This is a genomic window from Microbacterium sp. 10M-3C3 (assembly GCF_003931875.1).
Lineage (GTDB): Bacteria > Actinomycetota > Actinomycetes > Actinomycetales > Microbacteriaceae > Microbacterium.
This window is the reverse complement of sequence record NZ_CP034245.1, coordinates 2,600,400-2,624,200: the sequence shown is the minus strand read 5'-3', so window position 1 is coordinate 2,624,200 and position 23,801 is coordinate 2,600,400. Positions and strand designations below refer to the sequence as shown.

Here is a 23,801-nt window from a genome sequence, read left to right as displayed (position 1 = left end):
GGTGGGATCTTTCGTTCAGGGGCTCGGAGGCTGCGGCTTACTGGCAGATGGACTGCAGGAAGTCCGAGCTGGTCTCGGCGGAGAAGCCGAGGCACGGGTCGAAGGTGAAGACCACGAGCGTGCCGAGCAGGATGAGGAAGGCGGCCGACAGGCCGAGCGTCCACACCAGCACGCGGCGGGCGGTGGCGTTGCCGACGTAGTCGTTCACGATCGTGCGCATGCCGTTGGCGCCGTGGATGAGCGCGAGCCACAGCATCAGGACGTCCCACCACTGCCAGAACGGCGACGCGTACTTGCCGGCGACGAACGCGAAGTCGATCTGTTGGATGCCCTCGCCGACCATGAGGTTCACGAACAGGTGGCCGAAGATCAGGACGATCAGGAGCACGCCGGAGGCGCGCATGTAGATCCAGCCCCACTTCTCGAGGTTGGAGCCGCGGTTGCGCGTGCGCGGGGCCGGGATGGTCGCGGCCTGCTGGGCGACGGACATCACTGACCCCCTCCGATCGCGGAGAACACATTGATCAGGTGGCGCGGGGTGAACCCGAGCATCGTGACGACCCACAGGCCGAGCACGCCCCACCACAGCTGACGCTGGTGGCGCGTCGCCCACGACCACATGTCGACCGCGATGATGCGCAGGCCGTTGTAGGCGTGGTAGGCGATGGCGCCGACGAGGGCGACCTCGCCCAGCCCCATGATCGGGTTCTTGTACGTGCCGATGACGGCGTCGTAGGCCTCGGGGGAGACGCGGATGAGCGCCGTGTCGAGGATGTGGACGAGCAGGAAGAAGAAGATCGCGACGCCGGTGATCCGGTGCAGCACCCACGACCACATGCCTTCGCGGCCGCGGTAGAGGGTGCCGCGCGGCACGCGGGATGTGGTCTCGGTGATCGTCGGTGTGACCCGCGCTGGTGCAGACACGATCGTCCTCCCTGATCGAACACGGCTGTACGAGGCATCCGTCGCCTCTGCCGGACCGGGGGTCGCGGCGTCACACGGCTGCCGCCCCATCGTACGACCGGGCGCGGAATTCCGGGGATGAGGGTGACCTGACTGTCTCGATGTCGAGATAATGCAGCGGGCGTCTCGCCGCGCGCCGGCCGTGTCCGTCGACACCCGCCCGACACGCGCGCGACATCTCCGCCGCGACCGCCCCCGATAGCCTGGGCGCATGTCCGAGCCTCTCGCCGACTTCTACGCCGTCATCCCCGCCGGGGGCATCGGCAGCCGCCTGTGGCCGCTGTCGCGTGCCGAGGCGCCGAAGTTCCTCCACGACCTCACCGGCTCGGGGCAGACCCTGCTGCGCGACACGTGGAACCGGCTGGAGCCGCTCGCGGGCCGCGACCGCATCGCCGTGGTCACCGGCCGCGCCCACCGCGCCGCCGTCGAGCGCGAGCTGCCGGGCATCCCCGACCACAACGTGTTCCTCGAGTCCGAGCCGCGCGACTCCTCGGCGGCGATCGGGCTCGCCGCCGCGATCCTGCACCGCCGCGACCCCGACGTCATCATCGGCTCCTTCGCCGCCGACCACGTCATCCGCGGCACGCGCACGTTCGAGTTCGCGGTGCAGCAGGCGGTCGCCGTCGCCCGCGCCGGGTACATCTGCACGATCGGCATCCAGCCCACCGAGCCGTCGGTCGGCTTCGGCTACATCCGCAAGGACGGCGAGCTCGACGTCGACGGCGCGCCCGAGGCGGCCCTCGTCGAGCGGTTCGTCGAGAAGCCCGACCTCGAGACCGCGCGCGCCTACTACGCCGACCGCGCCTACCTGTGGAACGCGGGCATGTTCATCACGCGCGCCGACGTGCTTCTCGAGGAGCTCGCCGCGAACGAACCGGAGCTGCACGCGGGCCTGCTCGAGCTCGCCGAGGCGTGGGACGACCGCGACCGGCGCGGGCCCGTGGTCGACCGCGTGTGGCCGACGCTGAAGAAGATCGCGATCGACTACTCCGTCGCCGAGCCGGCCGCCGACAAGGGGCGCCTCGCCGTCATCCCGGGCCACTTCGACTGGGATGACGTGGGCGACTTCGCGAGCCTCGCCAAGCTCAACAGCCACGGCGGCAAGAACGAGCTGGCGATCCTCGGCAGCACCGCGCGCGTGCTGGCCGACGCCTCGAGCGGGATCGTCGTGTCGCAGACCGAGCGGGTCATCAGCCTCATCGGGGTGCAGGACATCGTCGTGGTCGACACCCCCGACGCGCTCCTGGTCACGACCAGCGAGCACGCGCAGCGGGTCAAGGGCGTCGTCGACGCGCTCAAGCTCACCGGTCGCGGCGACGTGCTGTGAGACACCGGATGCCGCCGGTCGCGGCATCCGGTGTCGCCTCTGTTGCGTCTTTGTAACCATTGCCCTCCTGCCGCTCCCGCGCCTCGCACGGGCGGCGTCGCACTCTGTAACGTGACGACATCACACCCCCGAATCCCGTGGGGGAGAACTGCGTCTTGGAGGACCTCAGTGAAGACGACGAAGAAGGCCGTGCTCGGCGGCCTCGCGATGCTCGGCACGGCGGCGCTGCTGGCCGGCTGCGGCTCGGCCCCGACCGAGAGCGGCGCGAGCGGGGGCGGCGAGGCCGCCAGCGACTACCTGCCCTGCATGGTGTCCGACTTCGGCGGTTTCGACGACCGCTCGTTCAACCAGCTCGGCAAGGAGGGCCTCGACGCGGCCGCGAAGGAGCTCGGCGTCGAGACCATCGAGGTCGAGTCCAAGGCCGAGACCGACTACGCGTCGAACCTGCAGAACCTCGTCGACCAGGGCTGCAAGACCATCGTCACCGTCGGCTTCGCGCTGGCCCCCGCCGCGCTCGAGTCGGCGCAGGCCAACCCCGACCTCGAGTACGTCTCGATCGACGACCCGGTGGACCAGGACTTCGACGGCACGACCGACGCCGACAACATCAAGCCGCTCATCTTCGACACGTCGCAGGCGGCCTTCCTCGCCGGCTACCTGTCGGCGGGCGTCAGCAAGACCGGCGTCGTCGGCACCTTCGGCGGCCAGGACTTCCCGACCGTGACCGTCTTCATGGACGGCTTCGCGCAGGGCGTCGACTACTACAACGAGCAGAACGGCGCCTCCGTGAAGGTCGTCGGCTGGAACCGCGACACCAAGAGCGGCTCCTTCACCGGCGGCTTCGAGGCCAACGACGTCGCGCGCCAGACCGCGCAGGGCCTGATCGACCAGAACGTCGACGTGCTGCTGCCCGTCGGCGGCCCGATCTACCAGTCCGCCGCCGCGGCCATCCGCGACTCGGGCCGTGAGATCGCGCTCATCGGCGTCGACGCCGACGTCTACCAGACCGACCCCGACGTGGCCGACCTGCTGCTGACCTCGGTGCGCAAGGGCATCGACGTCGCGACGCGCGAGGCGATCACCGAGGCGGGCGAGGGCAACTTCGACAACACCCCGTTCGTCGGCACGCTCGAGAACGAGGGCGTGGGCATCGCGCCGTTCCACGACTGGGCCGACCGCGTGCCGGCCGAGCTGTCGAGCAAGCTGGACGAGATCAAGGCCTCGATCATCAGCGGCGACATCACGGTGGAGTCCTACCTCGCCGGCTGAGGCTGGTGAGCTCCAGGGGAGGCCGGCGTGTGCCGGCCTCCCCTTCCCATGTCGATCGGCCCCTCCGGTCGACCCGTGCGAAACATAGGATCGAGAACCATGAAGCTCGAACTTCGCGGGATCACGAAGACGTTCGGCTCTCTGGTGGCGAACGACCACATCGACCTCACTGTCGAGGCCGGTGAGATCCACTGTCTGCTGGGTGAGAACGGCGCCGGTAAGTCCACCCTCATGAACGTCCTCTACGGCCTGTACCAGGCCGACGGCGGTGAGATCCTGCTCGACGACGTCGTCCAGCACTTCTCCGGACCCGGCGACGCCATGCGTGCCGGCATCGGCATGGTGCACCAGCACTTCATGCTCATCCCCGTCTTCACCGTGGCCGAGAACGTCATGCTCGGCCACGAGCCGACGACCTTCGGCGGCCGCCTGAACCTGCAGGCCGCGCGAGCCACCGTCAAGGAGATCTCCGACCGCTTCGGCTTCGACGTCGACCCGGATGCGGTCGTGGAAGACCTGCCCGTCGGCGTGCAGCAGCGCGTCGAGATCATCAAGGCGCTCTCGCGCGACGCCCGCGTGCTCGTGTTCGACGAGCCGACCGCCGTGCTCACGCCGCAGGAGACCGACGAGCTCATGGCGATCATGCGCCAGCTCAAGGAGTCGGGCACCTCGATCGTGTTCATCACCCACAAGCTGCGCGAGGTGCGCGAGGTCGCCGACCGCATCACGGTCATCCGGCTCGGCAAGGTCGTCGGCGAGGCCTCGCCCACGGCCTCCAACGCCGAGCTCGCGTCGCTCATGGTCGGGCGCGCGGTCGAGCTGACGGTGCAGAAGGAGCCGCCCACCCTCGGCGACGTCGCGCTCGAGGTCGACCGGCTGCGCGTCGTCGACGCGGTCGGTCACGTCGTCGTCGACGACGTGTCGTTCGACGTGCGCCGCGGCGAGGTGCTCGCCATCGCCGGCGTGCAGGGCAATGGCCAGACCGAGCTCACCGAGGCGCTCCTGGGTCTGCAGGAGCGCGTGACCGGCTCGATCGTCCTCGACGGCGTCGAGCTGCAGGGAGCGAGCGTCAAGCGCATCCTCGACGCGGGGGTCGGCTTCGTGCCGGAGGACCGCAAGGAGGACGGCCTGGTCGGCGAGTTCACGATCGCCGAGAACCTCATGCTCGACCGCTCCGACTCGGCGCCCTTCGTCAAGGGCGGGGCGCTGCAGCTGCAGACGCTCGCGGACTTCGCGCGCGCGAAGGTCGCCGAGTACGACGTGCGCACGCCCTCGATCGAGACGAAGGTCGGGCGGCTCTCCGGCGGCAACCAGCAGAAGGTCGTGCTCGCGCGCGAGCTCAGCCGCGACCTGCGCCTGTTCGTCGCCGCCCAGCCCACCCGCGGCGTCGACGTCGGGTCGATCGAATTCATCCACAAGCGCGTCATCGAGACGCGCGACGCCGGCGTGCCGGTCATCGTCGTCTCCACGGAGCTCGACGAGGTGACCGCGCTCGCCGATCGCATCATGGTCATGTACCGCGGGCGCGTCGTCGGCATCGTGCCGGGCGACACGTCGCGCGATGTGCTCGGCCTCATGATGGCCGGCGAGACGCCGGAGACCCGAGGAGCCGCGGCATGAGCGACGACCGCTACAGCCCCCACGACCCCGCATCCGCGCACGCCGACGAGGCCGCACGCCTGCAGGCGGCGACCGACGTCGACGTCGCGCTCGAGCAGCCGGCGCCGGTCGACCCGGCTGCCGGCGCGCGCGTGCTGCCCGCGCCCGAGGCTCCGGCCGAGGGGCGCTGGCAGCGTGCGCTGCGCGAGATCGCCACCGGCAACGCGATCATCTCCGTGCTCGCCGTCGTCATCGCGCTCGTGATCGGCGCGATCATGATCGCCGCGACCGACGCGCGCGTGCAGACCGCTGCCGGCTACTTCTTCGCGCGGCCCGGCGACACGTTCGCCGCCATCTGGCAGTCGGTGTCGGGCGCCTATGCGGCGCTCTTCCAGGGCGCGATCTACAACTTCCGCCGCCCGGAGTTCCTCACCGGCATCCGACCCCTCACCGAGACCCTGACCTTCGCCACGCCGCTCATCGCGGCGGGCCTGGGCGTCGCCCTCGCGTTCCGCGTCGGCCTGTTCAACATCGGCGGTCGCGGCCAGATGCTCGTCGCGGCCGCCGCCGCGGGCTGGGTGGGCTTCGGCGTCGACCTGCCGTGGGGGCTGCACATGATCGTCGCCGTCCTCGCCGGCATGGTCGCCGGCGCCGCATGGGCGGGGATCGCGGGCGTGCTGAAGGCCCGCACCGGCGCGCACGAGGTGATCGTCACGATCATGCTCAACTACGTCGCGCTGTACCTGGTGACGTGGATGCTGAAGACGCCGGGGCTGCTGCAGGCGCCGGGGTCCAACAACCCCACCACCCCGGCGATGAAGCCCACGGCGGTCTTCCCCGACCTGTTCGGCCCGGGCTACAGCCTCCACTTCGGCTTCGTGCTCTCGCTCATCGGCGTCGTCGTGGTGTGGTGGATCCTCGAGCGCTCCGCGCTCGGATACCGCTTCCGCGCGGTCGGCATCAATCCGCATGCGGCCCGGGTCGCGGGCATCAACGTCAAGGCGATGTACGTCTACGCGATGCTCCTGTCCGGCGCGCTCGTGGGGCTCGCCGGCGTCGACCAAGTGCTCGGCACCGTCACGACCGGGTTCTCCAGCGGCATCGATGCGGGCATCGGCTTCGACGCGATCACGGTGGCGCTCCTCGGCCGATCGACGCCGGTCGGCGTCCTGATCGCCGGCATCCTCTTCGGCGCCTTCAAGGCCGGCGGGTTCTCGATGCAGGCCGCCGAGGGCGTGCCGGTGGACATCGTCCTCGTCGTGCAGTCGCTCATCGTGCTGTTCATCGCGGCGCCGCCGCTCGTGCGCGCCGTGTTCCGGCTGCCGGCCCCCGGGAGCCGCCCGCGCAGAGCCCGTCGCGTCCGCACGGAGGAGGTGGCCGCATCATGACCGCCCCGTCGCCGCAGTCCACGGCCGTGACCACGGCGCCCGACGCGCCGGCCACGACCGTCGTGGTCAGCTGGAAGGTGCCGATCGTCTACGCGGTCGTCACCCTCCTCGCGATCGTCCTCTTCATCGTCGCCGGCAACCATGCCGAGGCGGTCTTCCGCATCTCGACGCCCGACAGCGCCATCCAGGTGCCCGAGCTCGCGTTCAACGGCTTCGTCGGCGGCGTCGTCTCGGTCGTGCTGCTGGCGGCCGCGACCGTCGTCGCCGCCCTGCTGGTGCGCGCCCGGCGGCGCGTTCCGCTGTGGCTGACCGTGGTCTTCGCGATCGTGTTCGTCGTCGGGTTCCTCGGCTGGGCCGCCGCCGGCGGCACGACGAGCAACGCGATCCCGCTGTTCGGTCTCGTCGCGGGCGGCTTCAGTCTCGCCGTGCCGCTCATCTACGGCGCGATGGCCGGCGTCATCAGCGAGCGCGTCGGCGTCGTGAACATCGCGATCGAGGGCCAGCTCCTCGCCGGCGCCTTCACCGCCGCCGTCGTCGCCACGATCACGGGTCAGCCGATCGTCGGGATGCTCGCGGCCGCCGTGGCGGGTGTGCTCGTCTCCTTCGTGCTCGCCGCCTTCGCCATCAAGTACCTCGTCGACCAGGTGATCGTCGGGGTGGTGCTGAACGTCCTCGTCGTCGGGCTCACGAGCTTCCTGTTCTCGCAGCTGCTGGCACCCAACAAGGCGGCCCTCAACTCGCCGCCGCGCCTGGATGTGCTGCCGATCCCGGGGCTCAGCGAGATCCCGCTCATCGGGCCGATGCTCTTCCGTCAGACCATCGTGGTCTACCTCGTCTACGTGGTCGTCGCGGCGGTCTACATCGGCCTGTTCCACACGCGATGGGGGCTGCGCCTGCGCGCGGTCGGCGAGCATCCGGAGGCCGCCGACACGGTCGGCATCAACATCCCGCGCACCCGCTTCTGGAACGTCTCCCTCGGCGGCGCGATCGCCGGCCTCGGCGGGTCGTTCTTCACGGTGGGCTCGGTGGGCGCGTTCAACCAGGACATGACGGCGGGGGCCGGATACATCGCGCTCGCGGCCGTGATCTTCGGCGGCTGGGACCCGATCCGTGCGACGCTCGCGGCGCTGCTGTTCGGCTTCACGTCGAACCTGCGCAACACGCTGGGCGCGATCGGCTCGCCCATTCCGAGCGAGTTCCTGCTCATGCTGCCGTACGTCGTGACGATCTTCGCCGTCGCCGGTCTCGTGGGCGTCTCCCGCGGCCCGGCCGCGGCGGGCAAGCCGTACATCAAGGGCTGACCCCCGCATCCGCACCGAAGGAGTGAGTTGACCGACATCGACTGGGACCTGCTGCGTTCCACCGCCACCGACGCCATGCACCGCGCGTACGCGCCGTACTCGCGGTTCAAGGTGGGCGCGGCCGCGCTCGTGAGCGACGGCAGGATCGTCGCCGGCTGCAACGTCGAGAACGCCTCGTACGGCGTGACGCTGTGCGCCGAGTGCGGGCTCGTGTCGGAGCTGCACATGTCCGGCGGCGGGCAGCTCGTCGCCTTCGTGTGCGTGGACGGCACCGGCCGCACGCTCATGCCGTGCGGCCGGTGCCGCCAGCTGCTGTTCGAGCACGCGATCCCCGGGATGCTGCTCGAGACGGTGTCGGGCATCCGCACGATCGACGAGGTGCTCCCCGACGCGTTCGGCCCGCGCGACCTCGAGGATGCCGGCCGATGACCCTTCGACAGGCTCAGGGACGGGTGGACGTCGAGCCGTACGACGCCGTCGACCTCATCCGCGCCGTCCGCGACCGACGCCCGGTCGGCGAGGCGGAGCTGCGATGGCTCGTGGACGCCTACACGCGCGGCTACGTCGCCGACGCCCAGATGTCGGCGTTCACGATGGCGGTCCTCCTGAACGGTCTCGACCGCGGCAGCATCCGCACCCTCACCGACGCGATGATCGCGTCGGGCGAGCGTATGGACTTCTCCGCCCTCGGCAAGCCGACGGTCGACAAGCACTCGACCGGGGGAGTGGGCGACAAGATCACGCTGCCGCTCGCGCCCCTCGTCGCCGCCTTCGGCGTCGCGGTGCCGCAGCTGTCGGGCCGCGGTCTCGGGCACACCGGCGGAACGCTCGACAAGCTCGAGTCGATTCCCGGGTGGCGCGCCGCCCTCTCCAACGACGAGATGCTCGCGCAGCTCGCCGAGGTGGGCGCCGTCATCTGCGCGGCGGGCTCGGGCCTCGCGCCGGCCGACAAGAAGCTCTACGCGCTGCGGGACGTGACCGGCACCGTCGAGGCCATCCCGCTCATCGCCTCGAGCATCATGTCCAAGAAGATCGCCGAGGGCACCGACTCGCTCGTGCTGGACGTGAAGTTCGGCTCGGGCGCGTTCATGCAGGACATCGACCGCGCCCGGGAGCTCGCCGAGACGATGGTCGCGCTCGGCACCGACTCGGGCGTGGCGACCACCGCTCTCCTCACCGACATGAACACGCCCCTGGGCCTGGCGATCGGCAACGCCAACGAGGTGCGCGAGTCGGTCGAGGTGCTCGCCGGCGGCGGCCCCGCCGACGTCGTGGAGCTCACCGTCGCGCTCGCCCGCGAGATGCTGACCCTCGCCGGTCGGCCCGACGCCGACGTCGAGGCCGCGCTCGCCGACGGGCGCGCGATGGACGTGTGGCGCCGCATGATCCGCGCACAGGACGGCGACCCGGATGCGGCGCTCCCGCAGCCGCGCGAGACCGAGACGGTCACGGCAGACCGCGACGGCGTCGTGATGCGCATCGACGCGCTCCCCTTCGGCATCGCCGCGTGGCGTCTGGGCGCCGGTCGCGCGCGCGCCGAGGACGCCGTCGTGCATGCCGCGGGCATCGACCTGCACGTCAAGCCCGGCGACCGCGTCGCGGCCGGTCAGCCGCTGTTCACCCTGCTGGCCGACGATGGAGCGCGGTTCCCCCGCGCTCTGGACGCGATCGAGGGTGCGTGGGAGATCGGCGCCGAGGCGCCGGCATCCGCCCCGCTCGTGCGCGAGCGCATCACCGCCTGACCACCACCCCACCCGAACGGGAGAACGCATGGCCATCGACTCCGACGGCGACGTCCGCATCCAGGGCCGCTCGCTGCGCTCCCTCCCGAAGGTGTCGCTGCACGACCACCTCGACGGGGGCCTGCGCCCCGAGACCGTGCTCGACCTCGCCGACGAGTTCGGCGTCGACGCGCCCGAGGACGACGCCGACGCGCTCGCCGACTGGTACGCCGAGAACGCCGACTCCGGCTCGCTCGTGGACTACCTCAAGACGTTCGAGCTGGGTGTGTCGGTGCTGCAGACGCGTGAGGCGCTCACGCGGGTCGCGCGCGAGTTCGTCGAGGACCTCGCCGCCGACGGCGTCGTGTACGGCGAGGTGCGCTGGGCCCCCGAGCAGCACCAGCGGGGCGGCTTGAGCCTCGACGAAGTTGTGGAAGCCGTCCAGGACGGAATCGAGGAGGGCGAGGACGCCGCGCAGGACGCCGGGCGCGACATCCGCGTCGGCCAGCTCGTGACGGCGCTCCGCCACGCCGACCGTTCGCTCGAGATCGCGCGTCTCGCGGTCGCGTGGCGCGACCGCGGCGTGGTCGGCTTCGACATCGCGGGCCCCGAGGACGGCTTCCTGCCCGCCCGGCACCGCGAGGCGTTCGACTACCTCGCGGGCGAGTTCCTCCCCGTGACCGTGCATGCGGGCGAGGCCGCGGGGCTCGAGAGCATCCGCTCGGCCGTGCTGGACGGGCGGGCGCTCCGCCTCGGCCACGGCGTGCGCCTCGCGGAGGATCTCGAGGTCGTGGCACGCGAGGGCGACGAGGTGCGCGTGCACCTCGGCCCGCTCGCGAGGTGGGTGCGCGACCGCGAGATCGCCCTCGAGCTCTCGCCGTCGTCGAACCTGCAGACCGGCGCGATCGCCGCATGGGGCACCGCGATGGAGGATCACCCGTTCGATCTGCTCTACCAGCTGGGCTTCTCGGTCACCGTGAACGTCGACAACCGCACGATGAGCCACACGTCGCTCACGCGCGAGCTCGCGCTGCTGGCCGAGACGTTCGAGTACGGTCTCGACGACCTCGAGGCGTTCCAGCTGAACGCCGCGGCCGGCGCGTTCCTCCCGGTCGAGGAGCGCGAGGAGCTCATCGACGTCATCTCCGACGGCTTCGCGCGCCGCCGCTGACCCCGCCCCGCGCCGCACGCGGGCGCAGCGCGGTTCGCGGGGCGGTTCGTGCCGCTGCGTCGCGCCGGAAGCGTCAGCGGCTGCCACGCGGGCGTCGCGGGCACGTCAGCCGAACAGGTCGGCGAGGGCGGCGGTGAGGTCCGCGGTCATCTCGGCGTCGGAGATGGTCGGCGTGCCGTCGCCGGCCTGCGGACCGTAGTCGCCGAACGAGGCGTGGGACGCGCCGGAGATCTCCACGAAGCGGGCGTCGGCCGGCAGCTCCGACTTCGCGGCGGCGATCTTCTGCGGCGTGGAGAGGCCGTCCTCGCTCCCGGAGATGCTCAGGACCGGCACGCCGCTCGAGGTCACGTCGTTCGCGCAGTACGACGCGAACAGCACGAGGGCGTCGGCATCCGTCGCCAGCTGGCAGGCGCGCACCCCGCCGAGGGAGTGGCCGCCGACCGCCCACCGCGTGACGTCCGGCGCGAGGTCGGTGAACGTCGAGAGCGGACGGGGGTCGAAGAACGCGAGGTTCAGCCACGGCTTGGCGATGACGACCGTCAGCCCGTCGTCGGCCACGGCGCCCGAGAGCTTCGCGGCGTAGGCGGCCGCCTCGACCTTCGCGCCCGGGAGGAAGACGAGCCCCGCGCCCGACCCGCCGTCGGCCGGTGCGAGCACGATGCCCGACCCCTCGTCGCTCACGCGGATCGCGGGGTCGTCGCGCACCGCCTGCCACGGGCCGGGCTCGGCGCTCATGACGCCCACCTGGCTCCACACCACGATCCCCACGACACCCGCGACGACGAGGGCGCCGAGCCCCCGAGCACCCATGCGAGGGCGCGCCGGATGCGGCGGGGGCGCCGCCGCCCGCTCACGCTGCCAGCTCGGCCTGGCGCTCGGCGACGATCCGCTCGACCCGCGCGAACAGCGGGTGCTCCGGTTCGAGGCCGGTCACGGCGGCGGTGAACTCGGCCGCGCTCTGCTCGCGCAGCATCCGCTGGAGGTCGACCGCCTGCGCGTCCTCCTGGTCGTCGAAGCGCAGCGCCGCGCCCATCGCCGCGACGAGGGCGTCGACCGGGAGGCCGCGCTCGATCGCCTCGGCCGCGGGTCCGACGAACCGCTCGTGACGGGAGAGCTTGCGCAGCGGCTGCCGGCCCACGCGCCACACCGTGTCGGGGAGCGCCGGGTTGCGGAAGCGGCGGAGGATCGTCCGGCGGTACTCGTGCTGCGTGGCGGCGTCGAGCTCGTGCGTGACGATCAGCAGCTCTGACGTCTCCTCGAGGGCCGCCTCGACCCGCCGACGGATCTCGGCGTCGGCGAGGGCGTCGGAGATCCGCTCGATGCCCGCTTCCGCTCCGAAGTACGCGGTCGTGGCGTGACCGGTGTTGACCGTGAAGAGCTTGCGCTCGATGTACGGCGTCAGATCGTCGACGAAGTGCGCGCCGGGGATCGTGGGTGGGGTGTCGCCGAAGGGGCCGCGCTCGATCGCCCACTCGAAGAACGGCTCGACGGTCACGTCGATGCCGCCGCCCGCGTCCTGCGCCGGAACGATGCGGTCGACCGCGGTGTTGGCGAACACCGCGCGTCCGGAGACGGCGTCCCAGCCGTCGCCCGCGGCGGCGGCCATCTCGTCGCGGAGGAGGTCGGTCGCGTTGATCGCGTTCTCGCACGCCATCACCTGCAGCGGGGCGGCGGCGGGGTCGCGCAGGCCGAGGCCCGCCACGATGTGCGGCGCCACGAAACGCAGCACGGTCGGGCCGACGGCGGTCGTCACGACGTCGGCTGTCGCGATGGCCGCGATCAGCTCGTCGGGGTCGGTCGCGCTGTTGATCGCGCGGAAGCCGGTGACGACGGTGTCGACGCCGCCCTCGCCGACCTCGTGGACGGTGTATTCGCGGGCGGCGTTGATCGCGTCGACGAGGGGCGCCGCCACGTCGGAGAACACGATCTCGTACCCGCCCTGGTGCAGCAGCAGCCCGACGAAGCCGCGGCCGATGTTGCCGGCGCCGAAGTGGACGGCGGTGCTCACGAGTTGACCGTGGAGAGCGCCGCGTACAGCTCCTCGGGGCTCTGCGCGGCCTTGAGGCGCGCGACCTCGTCCTCATCGGAGAACAGGATCGCGATCTGCGACAGGATCTCGAGGTGCTCGTCGCCCTTGCCGGCGATGCCGATCACGAACGTCACGGGCTCGCCGCCCCAATCCACGCCGCCGTCGTAGCGCACGACCGACAGCCCCGACTCGAGGATGGTCTCCTTGGTCTCGTTCGTGCCATGCGGGATCGCGAGCTCGTTGCCCATGTAGGTCGACACGGTCTCCTCGCGCTGCTGCATGGCGTCGAAGTACGCGCCCGTGACGGCGCCGGCGGCCGCGAGGATGTCGGCGGCCTCCTTCATCGCCTCTTCGCGCGTCGCGCCGCCGGGGTGGATGCGCACCTGATCGATGCTGAGGACCTCGCGTGCCATGTTCTCGCCTTTCTCGTGAAGCTCATGTCCAGCCTGGCAAACGCGCCGCCGGACGGAAAGGCCGCGGGGCCGGGGGCATCACGCCGGCCCGGCCCCGCGGCGGTTGATGTCAGTTCTGCGTGTGCTGGTCGCGGACCATCTCCACGACCTCGTCGTACTTCGGCGAGTTCATGAAGTTGTCCACCGACACGTGCACTGCGTCGGGGGACTGCCGGCGGGCACGATCGGTGAGCTGGTTCTGCGTGATGACCAGATCGGCCGAGTCGTCGAGGTTCGCGATCGCCTTGTTGACGACCGTGACGTCCTCGATGCCCGCCTTCTTGATCTTGTTGCGCAGCACGCTCGCGCCCATCGCCGACGATCCCATGCCCGCGTCGCACGCGAACACGATGTTGCGGATCTCCTTCTGGGCGGTCGACACCGCAGCGGCGGGCGCACCGGCGGAGGCCGCGGTCGCGCCCCCGGCGGCGGCGGCCATGCCGGCCAGCGCCGACGAGCTCTTGCCCTTGTTGAGCTCGGTCTGCGCGATCGCGGCGGCCAGCGGGTCGCCGTTCTCCTCCTCGGCGCGCAGGTCGCGCTTGCGCGAGGCCAGCAGCAGCAGCATCGTGACGAGGAACGTCACCGCCGCGGCGAGGACGACCGACAGGATCACGCCGATGTAGCTTCCCGGCGCGGTCTGGATGAGCACCGCGAAGATCGAGCCCGGAGAGGCGGGCGCGACGAGGCCCGACTGGAAGATCACGTTGGTCAGCACGCCCGTCGCGCCGCCGGCGATGAGGCCGAGGATCAGGATCGGCTTGGCCAGGACATACGGGAAGTACACCTCGTGGATGCCGCCGAGGAACTGGATGACGAACGCGCCGGGCGCGGTCGCACGAGCAGCACCCACGCCGAACACCGTGATCGCGAGCAGCAGGCCGGCGCCGGGGCCGGGGTTGGCCTCGACGAGGAAGAGGAGGCTGCGGCCCTGCTCCACGACCTGCTGAGTTCCGAGCGGCGTGAACACGCCGTGGTTGATCGCGTTGTTCAGGAACAGCACTTTCGCGGGTTCGACGATGATGCTCGCCAGCGGGAGCAGGCCGTTGTCGACGAGCCAGCCGACCGCCCCGCCGAGCACATCGGTCACGAACTTCATGATCGGTGCGAGGAAGAAGAAGGCCGCGAGCGCTGCGAAGAAGGCCACGAAACCGGCCGAGAAGTTGTCGACCAGCATCTCGAAGCCCGGCTTGATCTTGCCGGCCCACAGCCGCTCGATCGACTTCAGGGCCAGCGCCGTGAGCGGGCCCGCGATCATCGCGCCGAGGAACATGATCGTGCCGTTCGCGCCGACGATGACGCCCATCGCCGCCACGGCTCCCACGACGCCGCCGCGGTGGCCGAAGACCATGCGGCCGCCCGTGAACGCGATGAGGATCGGCAGGAGGTACGTGATGATCGGGCCGACGAGGCCCGGATACACCGTGCCATCGGGGCTCGTGCCGCCGCCGAGGATGTAAGAGTCGGCCCAGCGCCAAGCGGCGACGGGCGACTCCGAGCCGAGCCATCCGGTGGGGATGAACAGGGCGGTGATGAGACCCCAGGCGATGAAGGCCGCGATGTTGGGCATCACCATGCCCGAGAGGAACGTGCCGAATCGCTGGACGGCGACGCGGGCCCCTCTCTGCGTACCCGCCGGGGCGGAGGACATCGTTGTCATGGCTGTGTCACTTTCTGTGAGGCAAGCGCGGCGGCTGTCGCCGCCTCGCGGGCGGAGGCCGCGTCATCGGCGGCCAGGGCGGCCTCGGCGATGCGTCGGGCATCGTCGAGAGTGTGGGAGAGGAGGGTGGCGCGCACGTCGGCGAGCGCCGTGGGGGCCATCGACAGGCTCGTCGCGCCGAGGCCGACGAGCACGACCGCGAGCAGCGGGTCGGCGGCGGCCTCGCCGCAGATGCCGACCGGCTTGCCCAGCGCGCCGCCGGCGGCGCCGACCTCGCGCACGAGGCGCAGCACGGCCGGATGCCACGGGTCCTGGAACGACGCGACGGAGCCGAGCAGGCGGTCGGCCGCGAGCGTGTACTGGGTGAGGTCGTTCGTGCCGATCGAGGCGAAGTCGGCGTGGGCGAGGATCCGGTCGGCCAGCAGGGCGGACGAGGGCACCTCGACCATGACGCCCGCGGTGCGGATGCCGTACTCCTTGGCGAGGGCGACGAAGTACTCCGTCTCCTCCACGGTGGAGACCATCGGCGCCATGACCCACAGGTCGGCGGGGCCCTCGGGCGTCGCCCGCGTCGCCGCATCCGCCTCCGCCAGCGCGGTCAGCTGCTCGCGGAGGATGTCCTCGCTCGCGCGCAGGGCGCGCAAGCCCCGCAGGCCCAGCGCCGGGTTCTCCTCGTGCGCGTCGTTGAGGAACGGCAGCGGCTTGTCGGCGCCGGCGTCGAGCACGCGCACGACGACCTTCTTGCCGGGGAAGGCGGCGAGCAGCTTCGTATAGGCCTCGCGCTGCTCGGCGACCGTCGGCGCGGAGTGGGAGCTGAGGAAGAGGAACTCGGTGCGGAACAGGCCGACGCCCTCCGCGCCGAGCGCGACGGCCTCTTCGGCGCCCTCGGGCTTGCCCAGGTTCGCCAGAAGCGGCACCGGCGTGCCGTCGGCCAGCGCACCCGGGGTGAGGGGAGCGGATGCGGCGGCCTCGCGGTCGGCGGCGCGCCGCGCGGCGCGCTCGAGCTCGTCGGCGCTCGGGTCGATCGTGACGACGCCCGCCGCCGCGTCGACGATGACGGCGTCGCCGTCGCGCAGGCCCTTCGCGCCGGCGGCGCCGACGACCGCCACGATCGACTTCTCGCGCGCGAGGATCGCGGTGTGGGACGTGGGGCCGCCCTCGGTCGTGACGAGCGCGAGCACCTTATCGAGATCGAGCAGGGCGGTGTCGGCCGGCGCGAGATCCTTCGCCACGAGCACGAACGGGTGGCCGGGGTCGGGGACGCCCGGCGCGGGCACCCCGCGCAGTCGCGCGATCACGCGCTGGGCGACGTCGTCGAGGTCGGCGGCGCGCTCGCCGAGGTAGCCGCCGAGCGCCGTGAGCTGATCGCGGAACGACGCGAACGCGTCGAAGACGGCCCACTCGCCGGTCTTGCCGGCCTTCAGGCGCGTGTCGACCTCGGCCTCGAGGGTCGGGTCCTCGGCCATCATCGCCTGCGCCTCCAGCACGTCGCGCGCGGCCCCGCCGGCCTGCGCGCCGCGCTCCTCGAGCTCGCGCGCGACCGCGGCCACCGCCTCGCGCACGCGCGCGGTCTCCTCCTCCGGTGTCGCCGTGCTGGGGGCGTCGCTCGGGGCGGGCAGCGGCTCCGCCATGCGGGCCACCGGGCCCTGGGCCACGCCCAGACCGATGCCGACTCCGCGCAGTTCCGTCATGTGCCCGTTCTCCTTCACTCGGCGTCGTGGTCGGTCGTCAGCAGCTCGGCGAGCGTGTCGAGCGTCGCCTCGGCGCCGTCGCCGTCGGCGGTGAGCGTCACGTAGTCGCCCTGCTCGATCGCGAGGGAGATCACCGCGAGGATGCTCGCGGCGTTCACCGGCGCGCCGGCGTCCTTGGCGATCGTCACGGGCAGTCCGGACTCCTTCGCCGCCTGCGCGAACAGCTTCGCGGGCCGAGCGTGGAGGCCGTGGGAGGAGCCGATCCTCACGGTGCGGGTGAGCGGGGGCATGATCCTGCTTTCTCGGGCTACGCGTCGAACTCGGGCGTGGGCTGGCGGGCGGAGGTGACGAGGGCGAGCGTGCGCTCGCCGCTCAGGTCGCTGAAGACGTCCTCGGGCAGGACGGTCACCGCGACCCCGTGCGACGCGGCGATCCGTGCGATCCGCTCGCGCTGCCCGGCCAGGTGGGGGCCGATCAGCAGCAGGTCGGCCGAATCCAGGTCGACCTCGAGGGACGACAGCGTTCCGGCGACCGCGGCGTACGGGAGACCGCGTTCGTGAGCCGCGCGACGTACGCGCTGTGCGACGAAAGTGCTCGACGCACCCGCGCCGCAGACCACGAGGATCCTCATCGACCCGCCTCCTTCCTCGCCATTCTTGTGAGAACGCTGGGAGCCGACAACCACGTTCGTTTCCCACCCCCCGGAAGCCCGCGCCCGCCCGCGCATGGTGGAATGGGGAGGCGGCCCGACGATCGGCCGCGGAGGATTCTCGTGACCACGCCCTGGCGCCCCTGCGCCGCATCCGGACCGGTGCGCCCGTGACCCGCGCGCGTCAGGATCGGCTGCTCACGCTGCTGCTGCGCGACGGCGAGTGGGCCACAGCGGCCTCCCTCGCCGACCTGCTCGGCGTCACGCCCCGCAGCATCCGCTCCTACGTCACGGCGCTGAATGCGCGTGTGCCCTCCGGCGCCGTCGTCGAGTCGGGACCGCTCGGCTATCGCGCCGGGGCGGATGCGGCGGCCGCGCTGCGAGCGGCGGGCCCCGCGGAGAGCGGCACGCCGCGCGATCGCCTGCACACGCTCGTGCGGGCGCTCCTGGACCGCGCGGACGGCATCGACGTGTTCACGACGGCCGAGGAGCTGCACGTGAGCCCCGCGACCCTGGAAGCCGACCTCGCGCGCGTGCGGAGCCTCCTCGGCGGCACCGAGCTCACGCTCGAGCGCTCTGCGGCGACCGCGCGGCTGCGCGGCACCGAGATGGCCCAGCGGCGGCTGCTCAGCCGCCTCGCCCACGACGAGATGGACGCCGGATCGTTCGACCTCGAGGGCCTGCGGCGCACCCTCGGTGCCGACTCGGTGGGGGCGCGCGCGCTCGGGCCGTTCAAGGCCGACCTCGCCCGCGAGCTCGGTGCGCGCGGGTACTTCGTCAACGAGTACGGCATCGGCGACGTCGTGATGCACATCGCGATCGCCGCCGACCGCACCGCGAGCCGTCGCGCGCTCGAGGGCGGCGCAGCCGGCGAGTCCTCCGACGCGCACCGCGATGTCGCCGCGCTCGTCGAGCAGCTCGCCGACACCCACTTCGGCGTGCGGCTGGGCGCGGGCGACCTCCAGCACCTGGCGACCCTCGTGCTCACGCGCGTGGTCGCGCCGGGGTCGCCGGCGGCCGACGACGCCCGTGCGCGCCTCGACCCCGAGGTCGAGGCGGCGGTGCGGGCGGTCGTCGAGCGCGCCGCATCCGAGTTCCTCGTCGACATCGCACACGAGGACTTCGTGCTGCGCCTCGCCCTGCACGTGCAGAACCTGCGGCACCGCGCACGCGAGCAGGCGTGGTCGCGGAACCCCCTCACGCGCTCGCTCAAATCGACGTATCCGATGATCTTCGACGTCGCGGTCTACATCGCGAGCGGCCTGCAGCAGAGCCTCGGCATCCCCATCCTCGACGACGAGATCGCCTACATCGCGATGCACGTCGGCGGTCGCCTCGAGCGCAGCCGTCGCGCCGATCAGCTGCTCACCGCGACGATCGTGTGCCCGGGATACTACGAGCTGCACGAGCTGCTGCGCTCGAGCGTCGCCCGCTCGCTCGGGCAGGCGATCGAGGTCGTCGGCGTCGAGACGCGCGTCGACCCCGAGTGGGACGCGATCGACTCCGACCTCGTGCTGACCACGATCGACGCTCCGCTGCCGGGCGACCGGATCGTCCGCATCCAGCCGTTCCTCACCGACGCCGACGTCGACCGCGTGCAGTCGGCGGCGGCCCGCATCCGCCGCGCGCGGCGCCTCGCGCGGCTGCGCACCGAGCTCGGCCGCTACCTCGACGCCTCCGCGTTCGTGCGGGGCCTCGGCGCCGACGACGGCGAGGAGGGCGTCATCCGCCGCCTCGGGCGGATGCTCGTGGCGCAGGGCGTGATCGACGACGACTACATCGAGCGCACGATCGAGCGCGAGCGGCTGTCGTCGACGGCGTTCACCGACGCCCTCGCCGTGCCGCACGCGATGGGGATGACCGCGACCCGCACGCGCATCGCGATCGGCATCGCGGATCCGTCGATCCCGTGGGGCGAGGGGCGCGTGCAGGTCGTCGCGCTCGTCGCCTTCTCCGAGGCCGACCGCGAGGCGTTCCAGACCGTGTTCGAGCAGTTCGTCGAGGTCTTCAGCGAGCGCGACAGCGTGCAGCGGATCGTCCGCCGTGGCACGGACTTCGCCGGCTTCCTCGACGAGCTCGCCGCCGTCATCGACGGCTGACGTCGCGCCGTCCCGCGTCAGCCGCGCGCGAGCCGCGCCTCGAGTCCGCGGCGCACCGCCGGCCACTCGCCGGGCAGGATCGAGTACACGACCGTGTCGCGGAGGATCCCGTCCGGCCCGATGCGGTGGTTGCGCAGCACGCCGTCGCGCTTCGCGCCCAGGCGCTCGATCGCCGCACGCGACGCGCGGTTGTGCCAGTGCGTGCGGAACTCCACCGCGATCGCGTCGCACTGCTCGAACGCGTGGGCGAGGAGGAGGAGCTTGGCCGCGGTGTTCACCGCCGTCCGCTGCGCGGCCGGCGTGAGCCACGTGTGGCCGATCTCGACGTGGCGGTTCGCCTGGTCGACGTTGCAGAAGGTCGTCTCGCCGACGACCTCCCCGCCGACGACATCGCCGTCGCGCACGATCGCCCACGGGTTCATGTGACCCTCGTCGCGCCACGCGAGGCGCTGCGCGACGTCGGCGGCCGCCGCATCCGGATCGGGCACCGACGTGAACCACGCGTGCTCGAGCCCGCGCGCGGCGGCGGCGATGCCGGGCGTGTGGCGTTCGGCGAGCGGCTCCAGCCGCACGTGCGCGTTCGCGAGGAGGACGGCGTCGGTCAGCAGCATGCGCCCGAGCCTACGGCCGCCCCGGCGGCGCTCTCGTTCGCCGATGCCGTTTTGGGGCGCGGATGCAGCGTCGGGGCGGACCGGGCGCGCCCCGACCGGCGCGCGTGCGCCCCGAACCCCGCTCAGCGGGAGGAAGGCGGCGCGACCCCGAAGGCGGCCAGCCGTGCCGCGAGCGCCTGAGGGGTGGAGATGTGCGCGGAGCGCCAGCGCACGAGCGGTCGGCCGGTCGTCCCCCTGATCCAGTCCTCCCGCTCCTTCTCCTTCTCGAGAACCTCCTCCGGTGTGAGCCCTGCGCGAAGCAGGGCGTCGCGGTACTTGCCCGTGCCATCGAACTCGCCCGACGCCGAGACGTCGCGCAGTCCGAAGTCGATCCAGAACCACCGACCTCGCGGTGCGGCCACCGGCACCTGGAGGTCCGGCGGCGCGAAGCCGAGCTGGTGCAGGCGCACCCGGCTCACACTCTCGCCGGGGAGCTGCGACCGGCCGTCCGCGAACCCGCAGCACGCGCGCCGCCCGACCGGCCCCGTGCGCACTGCGCCGGGCGATCTCCAGGCACCGGGCACGGAAGCCCTCCGCCGCGCGCTGGTCGTAGTCGCCGGGTGCGCGGAAGGCGCAGGCGCGCATCGCGGCGTCGGCCACGGCCACGGCGCTGTCGTGGGTCGCCGTGCGCGTCACGTCGGCGACGGTCCGCTCGAGGGAGGTCACGCGCATGCCGTGGCGGAGGACGACGTCGTCGTCCGCCAGCGCACCGCGGTGACGGACGAGCTGCGCGGCACGACCGGGACGCTCTTCTGGCACGATCACGTGCACCCGCGAGTCCTCTGGGCCCCATACAGGGAGGCCGTGCGCCGCGGCGGCGGAGAGGTGCGAGATGACGGGCGCCGCATCCGCCACCCAATCCCACGCGACGGCGCGGACGAGCATCTTCTCCTCCGAAGAGAGCGCATCGCCGTCGGGCCGCCGGGCAAACACACCCGGGCGCACCACGAAAAGGCGCCCCTCCTCCCGTTCGCGCCGGAGTTCGCGCGCAGCCAGGTCGGAGAGCAGGTCGTGACGCCGCAGGAGGATGACGCGGCCGGCGATTCGCATGGGGACACCCTGCCGCCCGCCGCGCTCCCCACCACGGCGTCACCGGATTTCTCGAGGCGGATGCGGTCGTCGGCGGGGTGTGGAGGAGAGGTGCCTCGTCGGCGCCATGCGTTTGGGGCGCCTCCGCGCCGCTCGGGGCGTCGAATGCGCGCCCCGCCGCCGCAATCGCGCCCCGAACGGGACGGCGAATGAGCCCGGCGGGGTCAGCGCACGCGGGCGAGGAGCTCGCGCGCGCCGTCGGCGAGGGCGGCGAGGCGCTTGCGCGCCTTCTTCTCCGTCGCGCCGCGCACGTCGAGGTACATCTTGAGCTTGGGCTCGGTGCCCGACGGGCGCACGATGAGTCGCGAGCCGTCGGCGAGCCACATGCGCAGCACGTCGCCCGGCGGCAGCCCCTCGAACCCGTCGCGGAGGTCGTCGATGCGCTCGACCTCGACCTCGCCCACGCGGGCGGGCGGCTCGGCGCGGAGGGCGGCCATGATCGCGGCGATCTCCGACACCTCGGTCACGCGGACGGAGATCTGGTCGCTCGCGTACGCGCCGAACTCGTCGCGCAGCTCGCGCAGCAGCGTCGCGAGGTCGGCCCCGCGCCCGCGGGCCTCGGCCGCGAGCCCGAGCACCGCGACGGCCGCGGAGATGCCGTCCTTGTCGCGGACGGTGTCGGGGTTCACGAGATAGCCGAGCGCCTCCTCGAACCCGTAGACGATGCCGGGCGCGCGCGAGATCCACTTGAAGCCCGTGAGCGTCGCGTGGAAGCCGAGGCCGTACCGCTCGGCGATCGCCTGCAGCCCCGGGGAGGAGACGAGCGAGCACGCGAGCGACGCGCCGGGCGTGCCCTCGGCCGCCCGCGCGGCGCGCCGGCCCAGCAGCAGCCCCACCTCGTTGCCGCTCAGCCGCCGCCAGCCGCCGTCGGCGTCGGGATCGGGGATCGCCACGGCCAGCCGATCGGCGTCGGGGTCGTTCGCGAGAATGAGCTCCGCGCCCTCCTGCCGGGCGGTCTCGAACGCGAGGTCCATCGCGCCGGGCTCCTCGGGATTCGGGAACGCCACCGTGGGGAACGCCCCGTCCGGCTCGATCTGCGCGGCCACGACGGTCGGATGCGGGTACCCCGCCGCATCCAGGATCCGCGACAGCGTGTCCCACCCGACGCCGTGCATCGCGGTGTACACCCAGTGCAGCTCCGCACGCTCGGGGGCGGGCGCGACGGCGGCCGTCGCGGCGACGTACGCGTCGACCAGCTCGTCGGTCGCGTTGGCGTACCCGACCGACCGGGGGATGAGCGCGATGTCGCCGCGATCGGCGACCGCCTGGATGTGCGCGGCGATCTCGGCGTCGGCGGGGGAGACGATCTGCGCGCCCTCGTCGGCGCCGCCGAGGTAGACCTTGTACCCGTTGTCGTCGGGCGGGTTGTGGCTCGCCGTCACCATGACGCCGGCCGCGGCGTCGAGATGGCGCACGGCGAACGCGAGCACCGGCGTCGGCAGCATCCGCGGCAGGAGGATCGCGTGCAGGCCCCCGCCGGCGAAGATCTCCGCCGAGTCGCGCGCGAAGACGTCGGAGTTGCGCCGGCCGTCGTATCCGATCACGACGCGCGGGGTCTCGTCGTCGCCGGCGCGCTCGCGGAGGTAGGCGGCGAGGCCCGCGGCGGCCTGCGCGACGAGCACGCGGTTCATGCGGTTCGGGCCCGCGCCGAGGGCGCCGCGCAGGCCGGCGGTGCCGAACGCGAGCCGCTGCGAGAAGCGGTCGGCGAGGTCGGCGCGCGCGGCGTCGTCTCCGGATGCGGCGGCGTCGACGAGGGCGCGCAGCTCCGCGCGCGTGGTCTTGTCGGGGTCTTGCGCGAGCCACGCGCGGGCGTCGTCGAGCAGCGCGTCGCCCGACGCCGCGTCGCTCCCCGGGGTGCTCACAGGGCCTCGATGATGCGTGCGAGGAGGGCGGAGATGACGGGCTCGGCGGCGCGGCCGGCCTCGAGCACCTCCTCGTGGCTGAGGGGCGTCGTCTGAATGCCGGCCGCGAGGTTCGTGATGAGCGACATGCCCAGGATCTCCATCCCCGCCTGGCGGGCGGCGATCGCCTCCAGCGCCGTGGACATGCCCACGATGTGGCCGCCGATGATCTTCGCCATCTGCACTTCGGCGGGCGTCTCGTAGTGCGGCCCGCGGAACTGGCAGTACACGCCCTCGTCGAGCGACGGGTCGATCGAGCGCGCGAGGTCGCGCAGACGCGACGAGTACAGGTCGGTGAGGTCGATGAAGGTGGCGCCTTCGAGCGGCGACGCCGCCGTGAGGTTGATGTGGTCGCTGATGAGCACGGGCTGACCGGGCGTCCACGTCTCGCGGACGCCGCCGGCGCCGTTCGTGAGGATCATCGTCGAGGCGCCGGTCGCGGCGGCGGTGCGCACGCTGTGCACGACCCGTCGGACGCCGTGGTTCTCGTAGAAGTGCGTGCGCGCGCCGATGACGAGCACGTGCTTCCCCGCCGCGGTGCGGACGCTGCGGAGCGTGCCGACGTGCCCCTCGAGCGCGGGCTTGCTGAACCCCGTCACGTCGGGGGCGGGGATCGTCGCGACGGTCTCGCCGATGAGCTCGGCCGCGCGTCCCCAGCCGCTTCCGAGCGTCACGGCGATGTCATGACGGTCGACGCCGGTGAGACGGGCGATGTCGGCGGCCGCCTCGGCGGCGATCTCGAAGGGGTCGGCGGCGGGCTCGTCGAGCGGATTCCCGTGGGTCTGCGGCATCCCTCCACTCTAGGAACCCGGCGTGGTCGGCGCCAACGCGCGAGGGCCGGGCGC

The 23,801-nt window shown here is 72.3% G+C and carries 22 protein-coding genes; 9 read left to right on the top strand and 13 right to left on the bottom strand.

Annotated features, from left to right (window positions below; all coding sequences use genetic code 11):
* Positions 1-37: 37 nt before the first annotated feature.
* Positions 38-490, bottom strand: a complete 453-nt coding sequence (locus tag EI169_RS12715; RefSeq protein ID WP_125132666.1) for a succinate dehydrogenase hydrophobic membrane anchor subunit — start codon at positions 488-490, stop codon at positions 38-40.
* Complete coding sequence (gene sdhC, locus EI169_RS12710) at positions 490-924, bottom strand: succinate dehydrogenase, cytochrome b556 subunit (protein WP_125132665.1); 435 nt, start codon at positions 922-924, stop codon at positions 490-492. Before sdhC ends, EI169_RS12715 begins: the two co-directional genes overlap by 1 nt.
* Positions 925-1,174: 250 nt before the next feature.
* On the opposite strand from sdhC, the gene EI169_RS12705 reads away from it, so the two are divergent.
* The 8 genes from EI169_RS12705 (at position 1,175) to EI169_RS12670 (ending at position 10,739) form a co-directional block, all read left to right on the top strand.
* Positions 1,175-2,290, top strand: a complete 1,116-nt coding sequence (locus tag EI169_RS12705) for a mannose-1-phosphate guanylyltransferase (RefSeq protein ID WP_125132664.1) — start codon at positions 1,175-1,177, stop codon at positions 2,288-2,290.
* A gap of 168 nt (positions 2,291-2,458) precedes the next feature.
* Positions 2,459-3,559: a BMP family ABC transporter substrate-binding protein gene (locus EI169_RS12700; RefSeq protein WP_240640443.1), complete on the top strand. Its 1,101-nt coding sequence runs from the start codon at positions 2,459-2,461 to the stop codon at positions 3,557-3,559.
* A gap of 99 nt (positions 3,560-3,658) precedes the next feature.
* Positions 3,659-5,179 (top strand): ABC transporter ATP-binding protein, encoded by a 1,521-nt coding sequence (locus EI169_RS12695; protein WP_125132663.1) that lies wholly within the window; start codon positions 3,659-3,661, stop codon positions 5,177-5,179.
* Positions 5,176-6,546: an ABC transporter permease gene (locus EI169_RS12690; protein ID WP_125132662.1), complete on the top strand. Its 1,371-nt coding sequence runs from the start codon at positions 5,176-5,178 to the stop codon at positions 6,544-6,546. Before EI169_RS12695 ends, EI169_RS12690 begins: the two co-directional genes overlap by 4 nt.
* Positions 6,543-7,847, top strand: a complete 1,305-nt coding sequence (locus EI169_RS12685; protein WP_125132661.1) for an ABC transporter permease — start codon at positions 6,543-6,545, stop codon at positions 7,845-7,847. Before EI169_RS12690 ends, EI169_RS12685 begins: the two co-directional genes overlap by 4 nt.
* Before the next feature lie 27 nt (positions 7,848-7,874).
* The gene (locus EI169_RS12680; RefSeq protein WP_125132660.1) at positions 7,875-8,276 is read left to right on the top strand and encodes a cytidine deaminase; all 402 of its coding nucleotides are present in this window, start codon (positions 7,875-7,877) and stop codon (positions 8,274-8,276) included.
* Positions 8,273-9,589: a thymidine phosphorylase gene (locus EI169_RS12675; RefSeq protein ID WP_125132659.1), complete on the top strand. Its 1,317-nt coding sequence runs from the start codon at positions 8,273-8,275 to the stop codon at positions 9,587-9,589. Before EI169_RS12680 ends, EI169_RS12675 begins: the two co-directional genes overlap by 4 nt.
* 28 nt (positions 9,590-9,617) lie before the next feature.
* Complete coding sequence (locus EI169_RS12670; protein ID WP_125132658.1) at positions 9,618-10,739, top strand: adenosine deaminase; 1,122 nt, start codon at positions 9,618-9,620, stop codon at positions 10,737-10,739.
* Positions 10,740-10,844: 105 nt separating this feature from the next.
* Here the strand turns inward: EI169_RS12670 and EI169_RS12665 are convergent, their stop codons facing one another.
* The 7 genes from EI169_RS12665 to EI169_RS12635 all read right to left on the bottom strand — a co-directional run bounded on the left by EI169_RS12665 (position 10,845) and on the right by EI169_RS12635 (position 17,199).
* Positions 10,845-11,549, bottom strand: a complete 705-nt coding sequence (locus tag EI169_RS12665; RefSeq protein ID WP_125132657.1) for an alpha/beta hydrolase — start codon at positions 11,547-11,549, stop codon at positions 10,845-10,847.
* A 40-nt stretch (positions 11,550-11,589) separates the two neighbouring features.
* The gene (locus tag EI169_RS12660) at positions 11,590-12,747 is read right to left on the bottom strand and encodes a mannitol-1-phosphate 5-dehydrogenase (protein WP_125132656.1); all 1,158 of its coding nucleotides are present in this window, start codon (positions 12,745-12,747) and stop codon (positions 11,590-11,592) included.
* Complete coding sequence (locus EI169_RS12655) at positions 12,744-13,181, bottom strand: PTS sugar transporter subunit IIA (protein ID WP_125132655.1); 438 nt, start codon at positions 13,179-13,181, stop codon at positions 12,744-12,746. The genes EI169_RS12660 and EI169_RS12655 overlap by 4 nt, the downstream gene beginning before the upstream one ends.
* A gap of 109 nt (positions 13,182-13,290) precedes the next feature.
* Entirely contained in the window at positions 13,291-14,877 is a 1,587-nt protein-coding gene (locus tag EI169_RS12650; RefSeq protein WP_125132654.1) for a PTS mannitol transporter subunit IICB, read from the bottom strand.
* Positions 14,874-16,568, bottom strand: coding sequence for a phosphoenolpyruvate--protein phosphotransferase (ptsP, locus tag EI169_RS12645; protein ID WP_125132653.1), 1,695 nt, complete (start codon positions 16,566-16,568; stop codon positions 14,874-14,876). The genes EI169_RS12650 and ptsP overlap by 4 nt, the downstream gene beginning before the upstream one ends.
* Before the next feature lie 14 nt (positions 16,569-16,582).
* Positions 16,583-16,858, bottom strand: coding sequence for an HPr family phosphocarrier protein (locus EI169_RS12640; RefSeq protein WP_125132652.1), 276 nt, complete (start codon positions 16,856-16,858; stop codon positions 16,583-16,585).
* 17 nt (positions 16,859-16,875) lie between these two features.
* A complete protein-coding gene (locus EI169_RS12635; protein WP_125132651.1) occupies positions 16,876-17,199 on the bottom strand; it encodes a PTS sugar transporter in 324 nt (107 codons plus the stop codon).
* Positions 17,200-17,387: 188 nt separating this feature from the next.
* Here EI169_RS12635 and EI169_RS12630 point away from each other — a divergent pair, with 188 nt between their 5' ends.
* Positions 17,388-19,316: a PTS sugar transporter subunit IIA gene (locus EI169_RS12630; RefSeq protein WP_125132650.1), complete on the top strand. Its 1,929-nt coding sequence runs from the start codon at positions 17,388-17,390 to the stop codon at positions 19,314-19,316.
* Between the two features lie 17 nt (positions 19,317-19,333).
* On the opposite strand, the gene EI169_RS12625 is transcribed toward EI169_RS12630, so the two are convergent.
* From EI169_RS12625 to EI169_RS12610, 4 genes are all read right to left on the bottom strand, one after another.
* Positions 19,334-19,927 (bottom strand): GNAT family protein, encoded by a 594-nt coding sequence (locus tag EI169_RS12625; protein WP_125132649.1) that lies wholly within the window; start codon positions 19,925-19,927, stop codon positions 19,334-19,336.
* Between the two features lie 122 nt (positions 19,928-20,049).
* A complete protein-coding gene (locus tag EI169_RS12620; protein ID WP_125132648.1) occupies positions 20,050-20,376 on the bottom strand; it encodes a hypothetical protein in 327 nt (108 codons plus the stop codon).
* An 843-nt stretch (positions 20,377-21,219) separates the two neighbouring features.
* Positions 21,220-22,917: a phospho-sugar mutase gene (locus EI169_RS12615; protein WP_125132647.1), complete on the bottom strand. Its 1,698-nt coding sequence runs from the start codon at positions 22,915-22,917 to the stop codon at positions 21,220-21,222.
* A complete protein-coding gene (locus EI169_RS12610; protein WP_125132646.1) occupies positions 22,914-23,747 on the bottom strand; it encodes a purine-nucleoside phosphorylase in 834 nt (277 codons plus the stop codon). Before EI169_RS12610 ends, EI169_RS12615 begins: the two co-directional genes overlap by 4 nt.
* Positions 23,748-23,801: the final 54 nt, after the last annotated feature.